This is a genomic window from Bacillus sp. RC240 (assembly GCF_044907945.1).
In the GTDB taxonomy this organism is placed as follows: domain Bacteria; phylum Bacillota; class Bacilli; order Bacillales; family Bacillaceae_G; genus Bacillus_A; species Bacillus_A mycoides.
This window is the reverse complement of the sequence record NZ_JBIYCT010000013.1, coordinates 101,951-113,982: the sequence shown is the minus strand read 5'-3', so window position 1 is coordinate 113,982 and position 12,032 is coordinate 101,951. Positions and strand designations below refer to the sequence as shown.

Sequence of the window (12,032 nt, the reverse complement as noted above, 5' to 3'; positions counted from 1 at the left end):
ATGATCAGGTTGATAGGTTCGAGGTGGAAGCATGGTGACATGTGGAGCTGACGAATACTAATAGATCGAGGACTTAACCATATAATATGAAGCAATGTTATCTAGTTTTGAAAGAATATAAAAAACTTATTGACTTTAAATGTCGAATAAGTTATGATAATTCTTGTCTTAAATGAATACAGTCTGGTAATGATGGCAGAGAGGTCACACCCGTTCCCATACCGAACACGGAAGTTAAGCTCTCTAGCGCCGATGGTAGTTGGGACCTTGTCCCTGTGAGAGTAGGACGTTGCCAGGCAATTCGGAGGATTAGCTCAGCTGGGAGAGCACCTGCCTTACAAGCAGGGGGTCGGCGGTTCGATCCCGTCATCCTCCACCATTTAGCCGACTTAGCTCAATTGGTAGAGCAACTGACTTGTAATCAGTAGGTTGGGGGTTCAAGTCCTCTAGTCGGCACCAGAAAATCATGGCGGTTGTGGCGAAGTGGTTAACGCACCGGATTGTGGCTCCGGCACTCGTGGGTTCAATTCCCATCAGTCGCCCCATTTTTTCTTTTTAAATTATAACATGCGGGTGTGGCGGAATTGGCAGACGCACTAGACTTAGGATCTAGCGCCTTTGGCGTGGGGGTTCGACTCCCTTCACCCGCACTTTTAATAAAATAACTCAAACATGTCTTGCGGAAGTAGTTCAGTGGTAGAATACAACCTTGCCAAGGTTGGGGTCGCGGGTTCGAATCCCGTCTTCCGCTCCAATTTTCAGTATGACATGCCGGGGTGGCGGAACAGGCAGACGCACAGGACTTAAAATCCTGCGGTGGGTGACCACCGTGCGGGTTCGACCCCCGCCCTCGGCACCATATGCGCCCGTAGCTCAATTGGATAGAGCGTTTGACTACGGATCAAGAGGTTAGGGGTTCGACTCCTCTCGGGCGCGTTTTTTATTAACGGGAAGTGGCTCAGCTTGGTAGAGCACCTGGTTTGGGACCAGGGGGTCGCAGGTTCAAATCCTGTCTTCCCGATATTTTCAAAATATGGGGCCTTAGCTCAGCTGGGAGAGCGCCTGCCTTGCACGCAGGAGGTCAGCGGTTCGATCCCGCTAGGCTCCACTTATTTGAATATAACTTATGGCGGTGTAGCTCAGCTGGCTAGAGCGTACGGTTCATACCCGTGAGGTCGGGGGTTCGATCCCCTCCGCCGCTACCATAAAGGACCTTTAGCTCAGCTGGTTAGAGCAGACGGCTCATAACCGTCCGGTCGTAGGTTCGAGTCCTACAAGGTCCACCACTCAAAGTTCATATCTCGGAGGTATACCCAAGTTCGGCTGAAGGGATCGGTCTTGAAAACCGACAGGCGGCGAGAGTCGCGCGGGGGTTCGAATCCCTCTACCTCCTCCATTTTTTCTAAATTAAATATTATATCATCGCGGGGTGGAGCAGTACGGTAGCTCGTCGGGCTCATAACCCGAAGGTCGCAGGTTCAAATCCTGTCCCCGCAACCAAATGGTCCCGTGGTGTAGTGGTTAACATGCCTGCCTGTCACGCAGGAGATCGCCGGTTCGACCCCGGTCGGGACCGCCATTTTTTTACATAAAGGCTCGGTAGCTCAGTCGGTAGAGCAGAGGACTGAAAATCCTCGTGTCGGCGGTTCGATTCCGTCCCGAGCCACCATTTTGAAATCGCAAGCCGGCTTAGCTCAATTGGTAGAGCAACTGACTTGTAATCAGTAGGTTGGGGGTTCAAGTCCTCTAGCCGGCACCACTTTCAAAATGAGCCATTAGCTCAGTTGGTAGAGCATCTGACTTTTAATCAGAGGGTCGAAGGTTCGAATCCTTCATGGCTCACCATTTTTAATTTAATGCGGGTGTAGTTTAGTGGTAAAACAAGAGCCTTCCAAGCTCTGGTCGAGAGTTCGATTCTCTTCACCCGCTTTTTATGGGCCTATAGCTCAGCTGGTTAGAGCGCACGCCTGATAAGCGTGAGGTCGATGGTTCGAGTCCATTTAGGCCCACCATAATTATTCCGCAGTAGCTCAGTGGTAGAGCTATCGGCTGTTAACCGATCGGTCGTAGGTTCGAGTCCTACCTGCGGAGCCATATTATAGAGAAGTACCCAAGTGGCTCAAGGGGCTCCCCTGCTAAGGGAGTAGATCGCGAACGCGGTGCGAGGGTTCGAATCCCTTCTTCTCTGCCAGATTTTGGCCCGTTGGTCAAGTGGTTAAGACACCGCCCTTTCACGGCGGTAACACGGGTTCGAATCCCGTACGGGTCATACTAAAAGAGATAGCATAATCTGCTATCTCTTTTTTGTTGTATATATGTTATCTAAAGCGAACTTTTAGTAGTCTGCTTTTTTTATAAAAGATGGAGTATGAAAAGGTCATTATAGGGGGGGTGTTCTACTGGAAAAGATACCTAAAATGTTAAAGCATCTTTCGCTAGATAACCACCTTTACACTGATTTCGCCATCGCTCTACTGAATATCAAGTTCACTGCAATCACGATGACTGCACCGATAAGGGTTGCAAATACACGGTCGAACAGAATGATAGACTGGAACGGCTTGCCGGCTTCCATGATCAAAATAATGAGCGGGATCATGGTTGCAGAGTATACAAGATAATTTCGAACCTTTAGAAGAGGTCGAGCACCTGCGAATAGCCCGATACTTATAACTAACCCCAAAATTGGTAGACTAGTTGCGAGAAGCAAGCTCGCAACAATCACGCCGATTACTGTACCAAGCACTCGTTGTGTTGTTTTGATTGGAAAGAGTTCTATTTTCCGCTGAGTAAGGATTGCTACGGTAATTGCAATCCAATAGAAGTGGTGCTCGGGCCAAAGTATTCGCAATCCCTCAGCTATACCTAGACATAATGCGAGCCTGATTGGGAATTGCCAACTGGATAGGTGTGCAAGAGAGTTCCACCATAGAATGATTTTTTTCGATGTTGGCCCTTTCACAGCTCCATCCAGCGATGATTTAAAACAACGGTGTACCCAGATGCCTAGCACCAAGCTGATACTGACGGTCCAAATCGCCCCTGCTAAGATTGAAAAAATTAGTTCCATCCGGTACTCCGTCTGGTCGACCATATTGAGGATGATAATCAGGAATACGACAAAGCGTGTTGTTGCCACCGCCAAGGCACGACTATATCCGCCAATTAACGCAGCAAGGCTTACCAGCAGGATCAAGACTCCAAATGTCAGATAGCCATGTCCGAAAGAGAGAACAGCAGCAATCGCAGCGAGCACTACTGATATCAGCGCTGATGCCAACCTTTTCCCGTGATTTATAAAACTCGAACCGACTTTCACGCTACTGACTGCCAAACTGCCGACCGATGCAGCAAAACCAAGAGCGGGATAGCCTAGAACTGTGGCGAACAGAACGGGTCCGGCCATACCTATGCCGGCGGAAATGAGTTCTACTATTTCTACCTTGGCCTCCTTAGACCAAGAAAACACTTGAGCCCTATATGTCTTTACATTCATCTATAGCACCTCTTCCGACCCAAAGAGTAGGGTACAGTTTAATAATAGGCTCTTTCTTTAATCCATGGACATGTGGTGATACCTATGTCCATCAGGCTAATATTTTGAAGTATCCCCAAAATGAAAATTTTATCTTTCCAGAGTTATTTATAATAATTCAGCTCATTTTTTTCGATATGGGGAAATACCAATTTCTTAAGTTGATGGCAATGTATGGTGACCCCTTATAAAAACCTCTAAAAGTATTGCTGCGGATTTACAAAAGTTAAATGATGAGAATTATGTGAAGGCTAACTTCTTCGCTCCAGCCAAATTTTGAGGTGGGAGTCTTACTACCCACAAATAGCGGGATAAATAATATAGATAGAAGAAGCTATTCTTGTCGAAACGTCGATATAACCAAAGTTGTGTTCGATATAATTTCACTTACCAAGAAAACTTTAAGAAAAAACCTTTCACAATCTAAAGAAAACGCCTCCATTGAGATGGATTTCACCCGCATTCTAACAACTTTACACTCTATGTGAAAAAGTTCACAAATAGGTCATAATTTGTGAAGGAATTCACAATAATCCGTGCTACAATATGTATGTAAAGAAGTTAAACAACATTAAATTAGTATTTTAATTAATTACTTAAACAATAATAAAAAATAGATGTAAACAATTGAAAGGGGAAATTAACATGAAAAAAGGTATCAATCGCGTAGTATTAGTAGGAACAGGAGCTGTAGGTTGTAGTTACGCTTACTCAATGATCAACCAAGGTGTAGCTGAAGAATTCGTACTAGTAGATGTTAATGAAGCAAAAGCAGAAGGAGAAGCAATGGACTTAAGCCATGCGGTACCATTCTCTCCAGCACCAACAAAAGTTTGGAGCGGTAGCTATGCAGATTGTAAAGATGCAGATTTAGTAGTTATCACTGCTGGATTACCACAAAAGCCAGGCGAAACTCGTTTAGACTTAGTTGAGAAAAATACAAAGATCTTTAAACAAATCGTTCGCGGTATTATGGATAGCGGATTCGATGGAATCTTCTTAATCGCAACTAACCCAGTTGATATTTTAACTTACGTAACTTGGAAAGAATCTGGTTTACCGAAAGAGCGCGTAATCGGTTCTGGTACTACTTTAGACTCTGCTCGTTTCCGTTACATGTTAGGTGACTACTTAGATGTAGATCCACGTAACGTTCATGCTTACATCGTTGGTGAGCACGGTGACACTGAACTTCCAGTATGGAGCCACGCTACTGTAGGTGTACAAAAACTAGAAACAATCTTAGCGAACAACGAACAGTATAACCAAGAAGATTTAGATAAAATCTTTGAAAATGTACGCGATGCAGCTTACCACATTATTGAGCGTAAAGGCGCAACTTACTACGGAATCGGTATGTCACTACTTCGTGTAACTAAAGCAATCTTAAGCAACGAGAACAGCGTATTAACTGTATCGGCATACCTTGAAGGTCAATATGGTGAGAAAGATGCTTTCGTAGGTGTTCCAGCTGTTATTAACCGCGAAGGTGTACGTGAAATCGTAGAACTTGAGCTAAATGAAGAAGAAAAAGCGAAATTCGCTCATTCTGTAAAAGTATTAAAAGAAACAATGGCACCAGTACTATAATAATTGCTAAATAATTCAGAGGCGGGAAACTGCTTCCTACCTCTGAGTTAATATAAATTAATATAAATTCCTTTTCCGGTTTCCCTTGTATATCCCCAATATACCCCTTTTGCTGGATAAGGGTCGTTTATAGAAAAGAGCACTCTACTTTATATAGAGTGCTCTTTATTATCCCGCATTAACGGGCAGTAAGACCCCCACCTCAAAATGCAGCGAAAGCAAAGAAGTTAGGTGGGGGATCAACTGCCCGTAAAAGCCCGATTTGTTCAACTAATAATCAGTGGTGGATGAACAAAACCCCCACTGATTAAAGTTTCACTTTATCATTTTTTAGGTGTTAATCCTAATTTCTTTAAAATATTTGCCAGTGTACCGCTTTTTGATTTTTCAACAGGTGTTTGTGATTTAGATGCATCCGGTCCTTTTTTCAAGAAGTTCTTTTCAACGAAACGAATATCTTTTTCGTCGACAATGCCATCTTTGTTAAGGTCGCCGTCTTTCACAGATAGTCCTTTTTTACCATAGTTGCTAGCGATAATTTCAGCATCTTTAATGTCAATTACTTTATCTCCATTTACATCACCTGCAAGGTTTTCATCAGTTCGTGCGTAATAATACTGGCCAAGCAGCTTACCATCTTTTTCAGTACCTAATTTCGTTGTTAGGCGGCTTGAAATGAATTACCCGATGTTTCAGAATCACTGAAATAGGCGAATACACCGCCAAATGTAAGTGATAAGCCTAGTGATGCAGTGACAACTCCCATTCCTACTTTTTGTTTCAATGACATAAGAAAGCCCCCCTAATTTAATTTTTATCAAACTTTCGCCTGGAGCATCGATAGAGTAAACATAGTGTTTCAGTATGAATTATATTTGCGGAGGTTCAACGTTCTTTATTGAGAACAAGTATATGCTTATGAATTTTCCATTTCAATAAAATTGTGACAAAAAATGTTGAGAAACATTTTTTTATGACAGATTATTTTGTTACGATTTTAAGTGATAAATAGCGAGTAAAATAGGATAAATCTTATGAAATAAAGGTTGAGAAATAAATAATAGGATGAAAGACTAGTAGGAAATGAAGCGTTTGCAATGAATATTCGTCAAAATTCGATATTTTACACAGTAAATTTGAATATTTTAAGCGGAATTAAAGAAAAAAACGAATATTTTTTAAAAAATAACAAGGATATTTCAGTTTTTCGCAGAAATGATAAAGAGTAAAAAAATTCTGTCATCTTAGTGAGGTGAACATATTGGATGTAATAAATTGTGAAGAAGTGAAACGAGATGAGTTTCATACAGAAAAGTACTATGACAGTTATAACATCTTTGGGGCACATATTGTGACGGAAGATGGGATGCGAGGTGTACGATTCACAGTATGGGCTCCTCATGCGAAAGCAATGAGTGTTGTTGGGAATTTTAATGAATGGGATTATGAGCAACATAAGATGCTACAAGTGACAGAAGAGGGGATTTGGTCCTTGTTTGTACCGCATATTGAAGAGAATGAGATATACAAGTATGCGATTGAAACGATGGACGATGCCGTTATTTTAAAAGCAGATCCTTACGCTGTATATGCAGAAGTAAGACCAAATACGGCATCTGTAGTTTTTGATATAGAGGGATATGAATGGAATGATAAAAACTGGATTCGTAAGAGAAAGAAAAAATCGATTTATAAAGAAGCGATGACAGTTTATGAATTACATTTCGGTTCTTGGAAAAAGAAAGAAGATGGCGCTCTGTATTCTTACAGAGAAATGGCCGAGGAGCTCATTCCGTATGTGGTGGAACATCAATTTACACATATTGAAATTATGCCGCTTGTTGAGCATCCATATGATCGTTCTTGGGGATATCAAGGAACAGGATATTATGCAGCGACAAGTAGATTCGGCACGCCACATGATTTGATGTATTTTGTCGATGAATGTCATAAATATGGAATCGGTGTCATTTTAGATTGGGTGCCGGGGCATTTTTGTAAAGATGCTCACGGTTTATATTTGTTTGATGGGACACCGACTTATGAATATAAAGATATAGATGTACAAGAAAACCAGGTATGGGGAACTGTTAATTTTGATTTAGGAAAGAGGGAAGTACGTAATTTCTTAATTTCAAATGCGTTATTTTGGATGAGGTATTTCCATATTGATGGGTTCAGAGTAGATGCAGTTGCGAATATGCTGTACTGGAATAAAGAAGGAAAAGAGCAAAGCAATGAACACGCCGTTTCTTTCTTACGAGAGTTAAATGAAGCCGTGTTTGCAGAAGATGAAGAGTTTCTTATGACAGCGGAAGATTCAACAGCTTGGCCACTTGTAACAGCTCCAACATACGAGGGTGGACTTGGATTCAATTATAAATGGAATATGGGTTGGATGAATGACGTGCTGAAATATATGGAATGTGCGCCAGAGTACCGGAAATACATTCATGAGAAAATGACATTTTCTTTAATATATGCTCACTCTGAAAACTTCATATTGCCGCTTTCTCATGATGAAGTCGTTCATGGGAAAAAGTCGTTATTAAATAAAATGCCGGGAGATTACTGGGATAAGTTTGCTCAGCTTCGTTTATTATATGGATATTTCTTTACTCATCCAGGTAAGAAATTACTCTTTATGGGTGGAGAATTCGGGCAATTTGATGAGTGGAAAGACCTTGAAGATTTAGATTGGAATTTACATGATTTTGAAATGCATCGTAATATGCATGATTACTTTAAAGAGCTCATAGCATTGTATAAGCGCTCAAAACCACTTTGGCAGTTAGATCACTCTCCTGAAGGATTTCAGTGGATTGATGCTAATAATAATGAGCAAAGTATTTTCTCGTTTATCCGCCAAGGGGATAAGCAGGAAGATGCGTTAGTTGTCGTATGTAATTTTACGAAAGCTACATATGAAAACTATAAAGTAGGTGTACCAGATTTCGAGTACTATAACGAAATTTTAAACAGTGACTCGGCGCAATATGGCGGATCGGGGCAAGTTAATAAGAAACGTCTCAAGACGATTCTAGAGCCATATCATAATCAAGCGGCACATGTAGAAATTACAATTCCACCATTTGGCGTATCCATATTACGACCAGTGAAGACGAGAAAGGGGAGCAAAAAACAAGATGGCTCAAAAACAAAAGTGCGTAGCAATGTTACTAGCAGGGGGAAAAGGTAGTCGTTTAAGTGCATTAACAAAAAATTTAGCCAAGCCAGCTGTTCCATTTGGTGGTAAATATCGCATTATTGATTTTACGTTAAGTAACTGTGCAAACTCCGGTATTGAAACGGTGGGGATTTTAACACAATATCAACCGTTAGAACTTCATAATTATATTGGAATCGGAAATGCTTGGGATCTTGATCGTGTAAACGGTGGAGTCACTGTGTTACCTCCTTATGCGGAGTCTTCAGGTGTGAAGTGGTATACAGGTACGGCAAGTGCTATTTATCAAAACTTAAACTATTTAAGTCAGTATGAACCAGAATATGTTCTTATTTTATCTGGTGACCATATTTATAAAATGGATTACAGTAAAATGCTAGATTATCATGTTGAGAAAGAAGCGGACGTTTCAATTTCTGTTATTGAAGTGCCTTGGGATGAAGCAAGTCGCTTTGGCATCATGAATACAAATGAAGAGATGGAAGTTGTTGAATTTGAGGAGAAACCGCAATTTCCAAGAAGTAATCTTGCATCAATGGGAATTTATATTTTTAACTGGGCTATTTTAAAAGAATATTTAGAGATGGATGCGAGAAATCCTGAATCTAGTAATGACTTCGGAAAAGATGTACTTCCGCTTTTATTAGATGAAGGGAAGAAGTTGATGGCGTATCCATTTGAAGGATATTGGAAAGATGTTGGAACGGTGAAAAGCTTATGGGAAGCGAATATGGATTTACTTCGTGATGAAACATCGTTGAACTTGAACGATCGTAATTGGCGCATTTATTCTGTGAATCCAAATGAGCCACCTCAATATATTGCACAGCAGGCAAAAGTAGAAGAGTCACTTATTAATGAAGGATGCGTCATTGAAGGGGACGTGAAGCATTCTGTTTTATTCCAAGGAGTAACGGTAGAAGAAGGTAGTATGGTAATCGATTCCGTCGTTATGCCTGGGGCAAAGATTGGTAAAAACGTTGTGATTGAAAGAGCGATTGTTGGATCAGAAATGGTTATTGAAGATGGGACAATAATTCGCCCAGAAAAAAATGTTGACGATGTAGTACTAATTGCTGAAGGAAAATAGAAAAGGGGGATGAAATGAATGGGAGAAAAAATGTTAGGGATTATTAATGCAACGGGAAGTTTTCCTTCCTTAAAGAAAGTAACAGGGCATCGTTCATTAGCGGCGTTACCGTTTGGAGGCCGTTACCGACTCATTGATTTCATGCTTTCAAATATGGTGAATTCTAATATTCATAGCGTGGCGGTTTTTACAAGTCATAAAAATCGTTCTTTAATGGATCATGTCGGTTCAGGAAAACAGTGGGATTTAGATAGAAAGCGTGATGGCCTGTTTTTATTCCCACCGAACTGCCAATGTGATCATGACGAATTTGGATCTTTTGCACATTTTAGAAGACATATTGATTATTTTCTAAGAAGCAGAGAAGAATATGTTGTTATTACGAATAGCCATCTTGTAACAGCGTTAAACTTTCAAGCGGTGTTAGAGCGACATATACATACGTCTGCAGATATTACTGAAGTTTGTCATGAAGGGGTTTCGCTTCAAACATATGTGTTAAAGAAACAATTATTGCTAGACTTATTTGAGACATATAAAGATGTGGAGCAATACAGTTTATTTGATGTAGTGAGAGAAAAGCGAGGGGAATCACTGCATATTGCTACGTATGAGCATACAGGGTATGTAGCTATTATTGATTCGATTGAAAGTTACTATAAACATAGTCTAGAAATTTTGCAGCCTTCTATTTGGAAGCAATTATTTAAGAAAGAAGCACCGATCTTTACGAAAGTAAAAGATGAGCCACCAACTCGTTATATGAAGGGTGCAGTAGTGAAAAATACAATGGTTGCAAACGGCAGTATTATTGAAGGGGAAGTGGAAAATAGTGTTGTCGCCCGTTCTGTTAAAATTGGAAAAGGTTCAATTGTACGTAATAGTATTATTATGCAAAAGAGCCAAATTGGAGATAATTGTATAATAGACGGTGTTATTATTGATAAAGATGTGAAACTTGGCGACGGCGTAGTGTTAAAAGGAAGTGCTGATAAGCCATATGTTGTAGAAAAAGGTAGTGTACAAAATAGTACAATCAATAGTTATTCGTAAATAGCAGGTGCATAATTAGTGGGGGATTTAAAACCCCCACTAATTAAGGTTTTACTCTATATGAAAACTTGAAGGGAGGAAGCTGTAAGAGGAGCGATTTATGATGTATACGCTTTTCGTGCAGTGGAACAACAGGTGAATATTTTATTTGCAGTATCAGAATGTGTACCGTTTATTAAATCCGGAGGTCTAGCTGATGTAGCAGGAGCGCTTCCAAAAGAATTAAAAAAATTAGGAGTGAATGTTCGCATTATACTTCCAAACTACAGTCTTATCCCGAAAGAGTTAAGAGAAGGATGTACGCTTCATAAAGTAATTAACGTTCCTCTTGGATGGAGAAATCAATATTGCGGGATTTTAAAAGGTGAGCAGGACGGGATTACGTATTACTTAATAGATAATGAATATTATTTTAAGAGAGATTCTCTATATGGCCATTATGATGATGGGGAGCGTTTTTCTTATTTTTCAAAAGCAGTTTTAGAGTGTATTCCGCATCTTGATTTCGAAGTAGATGTTCTTCATAGCCATGATTGGCATACAGCTATGGTTAATTTCTTACTTCGTGAAAAGTATCAAGATAACCCGTTATATGAGCATATTAAAACGGTATATACGATTCATAACTTGCAGTTCCAAGGTGTATTTCCTCCTGAAGTGATGTACGACTTACTGGAGCTTGGTCATGAATATTTTCATAGTGAACAGCTTGAGTTTTATGGAAACGTGAACTTTATGAAAGGCGGTATTATCGCATCTGACCAAATTACAGCGGTTAGCCCGACATATAAAGAAGAGATTCAATATGAGTTTTTCGGTGAGAAGTTAGATGGATTGCTACGAAAGCATAACGATAAGCTTAGTGGCATTGTAAATGGAATTGATACGAGTGTATATAATCCAGAAACAGATCCATATATTATGGCTCAGTATAGTGCAGAGTCATTAGAGGAAAAGAGTGAAAATAAACGCGCATTGCAGCGTTATTTTGGTTTACCAGAAAAAGAAGATACACCAGTTATTTCGATGGTAACACGATTAACGAAGCAAAAGGGGCTTGATCTAGTACGTACTGTATTCCGTGAAATAATGGAAGAAGATGTACAATGTATTATTTTGGGGTCAGGCGATTCTGAATACGAGCAGTTCTTTGAATGGATGGCATACGAGTATCCAGAAAAGGTAAAAGTATATATTGGGTTTAATGAAGCGTTAGCGCACCAAGTGTACGCGGGAAGCGATTTGTTTTTAATGCCATCGCTGTTTGAACCGTGTGGACTTGGACAACTTATTGCGCTAGCATATGGCACGATTCCAATTGTAAGAGAAACAGGCGGATTAAATGATACTGTACATTCTTACGATGAGGACACTGGAATTGGGAATGGCTTTAGCTTTACGAATTTTAATGCGCATGACATGTTACATACGATTCTTCGTGCAATTGAGTTTTATCAAGATAAACCGGTATGGGATAAGCTTGTAAAGCAAGCGATGACTGAAGATTATAGCTGGGGGAAATCTGCTCTTGCATACAAGAAATTGTATAAAAGTCTCATGGAATAACATTGAGGTGG

The 12,032-nt window shown here is 40.3% G+C and carries 6 protein-coding genes, 22 tRNA genes, 1 rRNA gene and 2 pseudogenes; 28 read left to right on the top strand and 3 right to left on the bottom strand.

The annotated features are described in order from the left end of the window. The first annotated feature begins 182 nt into the window (after positions 1-182). From rrf to ABH955_RS26570, 23 genes are all read left to right on the top strand, one after another. Positions 183-298, top strand: a 5S ribosomal RNA gene (gene rrf / locus ABH955_RS26680). A 5-nt stretch (positions 299-303) separates the two neighbouring features. Further along, a tRNA-Val gene (locus ABH955_RS26675) sits at positions 304-379 on the top strand. A 4-nt stretch (positions 380-383) separates the two neighbouring features. Next, positions 384-459 (top strand) — tRNA-Thr (locus ABH955_RS26670). A gap of 10 nt (positions 460-469) precedes the next feature. Then, positions 470-545, top strand: a tRNA-His gene (locus ABH955_RS26665). Between the two features lie 24 nt (positions 546-569). Beyond that, a tRNA-Leu gene (locus tag ABH955_RS26660) sits at positions 570-650 on the top strand. Positions 651-679: 29 nt separating this feature from the next. Next, positions 680-754, top strand: a tRNA-Gly gene (locus tag ABH955_RS26655). 16 nt (positions 755-770) lie between these two features. Beyond that, positions 771-859, top strand: a tRNA-Leu gene (locus ABH955_RS26650). A 3-nt stretch (positions 860-862) separates the two neighbouring features. Beyond that, positions 863-936, top strand: a tRNA-Arg gene (locus tag ABH955_RS26645). A gap of 11 nt (positions 937-947) precedes the next feature. Then, positions 948-1,021: transfer RNA gene (locus ABH955_RS26640), tRNA-Pro, on the top strand. A 14-nt stretch (positions 1,022-1,035) separates the two neighbouring features. Continuing rightward, positions 1,036-1,108, top strand: a tRNA-Ala gene (locus ABH955_RS26635). Between the two features lie 20 nt (positions 1,109-1,128). Next, positions 1,129-1,205 (top strand) — tRNA-Met (locus tag ABH955_RS26630). 4 nt (positions 1,206-1,209) lie between these two features. Continuing rightward, positions 1,210-1,286 (top strand) — tRNA-Ile (locus ABH955_RS26625). Positions 1,287-1,303: 17 nt separating this feature from the next. Next, positions 1,304-1,396, top strand: a tRNA-Ser gene (locus ABH955_RS26620). Between the two features lie 27 nt (positions 1,397-1,423). After that, positions 1,424-1,500 (top strand) — tRNA-Met (locus tag ABH955_RS26615). Between the two features lie 3 nt (positions 1,501-1,503). Further along, positions 1,504-1,579 (top strand) — tRNA-Asp (locus ABH955_RS26610). 14 nt (positions 1,580-1,593) lie between these two features. Next, positions 1,594-1,669: transfer RNA gene (locus ABH955_RS26605), tRNA-Phe, on the top strand. 14 nt (positions 1,670-1,683) lie between these two features. Then, positions 1,684-1,759 (top strand) — tRNA-Thr (locus ABH955_RS26600). Positions 1,760-1,769: 10 nt separating this feature from the next. Continuing rightward, a tRNA-Lys gene (locus ABH955_RS26595) sits at positions 1,770-1,845 on the top strand. Between the two features lie 13 nt (positions 1,846-1,858). Continuing rightward, positions 1,859-1,929: transfer RNA gene (locus ABH955_RS26590), tRNA-Gly, on the top strand. 6 nt (positions 1,930-1,935) lie between these two features. Beyond that, positions 1,936-2,012: transfer RNA gene (locus ABH955_RS26585), tRNA-Ile, on the top strand. Positions 2,013-2,019: 7 nt separating this feature from the next. Then, positions 2,020-2,094: transfer RNA gene (locus tag ABH955_RS26580), tRNA-Asn, on the top strand. Positions 2,095-2,100: 6 nt separating this feature from the next. Next, positions 2,101-2,191: transfer RNA gene (locus ABH955_RS26575), tRNA-Ser, on the top strand. 6 nt (positions 2,192-2,197) lie between these two features. Then, positions 2,198-2,269 (top strand) — tRNA-Glu (locus ABH955_RS26570). Positions 2,270-2,449: 180 nt separating this feature from the next. Here the strand turns inward: ABH955_RS26570 and ABH955_RS26565 are convergent. Next, the gene (locus tag ABH955_RS26565) at positions 2,450-3,496 is read right to left on the bottom strand and encodes an FUSC family protein (RefSeq protein WP_404457776.1); all 1,047 of its coding nucleotides are present in this window, start codon (positions 3,494-3,496) and stop codon (positions 2,450-2,452) included. 684 nt (positions 3,497-4,180) lie between these two features. Between ABH955_RS26565 and ABH955_RS26560 the strand changes: the two genes are divergently transcribed. Further along, on the top strand, positions 4,181-5,125 hold the full coding sequence (locus tag ABH955_RS26560) for an L-lactate dehydrogenase (RefSeq protein WP_002129674.1): 945 nt from the start codon (positions 4,181-4,183) through the stop codon (positions 5,123-5,125). Between the two features lie 323 nt (positions 5,126-5,448). On the opposite strand, the pseudogene ABH955_RS26555 reads toward ABH955_RS26560, so the two are convergent. Continuing rightward, a pseudogene (locus ABH955_RS26555) lies at positions 5,449-5,802 on the bottom strand (dockerin type I domain-containing protein); the annotation flags it as partial. Beyond that, positions 5,793-5,915: pseudogene (locus tag ABH955_RS26550) on the bottom strand (TasA family protein); the annotation flags it as partial. The pseudogenes ABH955_RS26550 and ABH955_RS26555, both read right to left, overlap by 10 nt. Before the next feature lie 471 nt (positions 5,916-6,386). On the opposite strand from ABH955_RS26550, the gene glgB reads away from it, so the two are divergent. The 4 genes from glgB (at position 6,387) to glgA (ending at position 12,021) form a co-directional block, all read left to right on the top strand. Next, positions 6,387-8,324 (top strand): 1,4-alpha-glucan branching protein GlgB, encoded by a 1,938-nt coding sequence (gene glgB, locus ABH955_RS26545; protein WP_404491852.1) that lies wholly within the window; start codon positions 6,387-6,389, stop codon positions 8,322-8,324. Continuing rightward, positions 8,272-9,402, top strand: a complete 1,131-nt coding sequence (gene glgC / locus ABH955_RS26540; protein WP_404448449.1) for a glucose-1-phosphate adenylyltransferase — start codon at positions 8,272-8,274, stop codon at positions 9,400-9,402. The genes glgB and glgC overlap by 53 nt, the downstream gene beginning before the upstream one ends. Before the next feature lie 18 nt (positions 9,403-9,420). Continuing rightward, a complete protein-coding gene (gene glgD / locus ABH955_RS26535) occupies positions 9,421-10,455 on the top strand; it encodes a glucose-1-phosphate adenylyltransferase subunit GlgD (RefSeq protein ID WP_002138850.1) in 1,035 nt (344 codons plus the stop codon). 135 nt (positions 10,456-10,590) lie between these two features. Then, complete coding sequence (gene glgA / locus ABH955_RS26530; RefSeq protein ID WP_404491851.1) at positions 10,591-12,021, top strand: glycogen synthase GlgA; 1,431 nt, start codon at positions 10,591-10,593, stop codon at positions 12,019-12,021. The last annotated feature ends 11 nt before the right edge of the window (positions 12,022-12,032 follow it).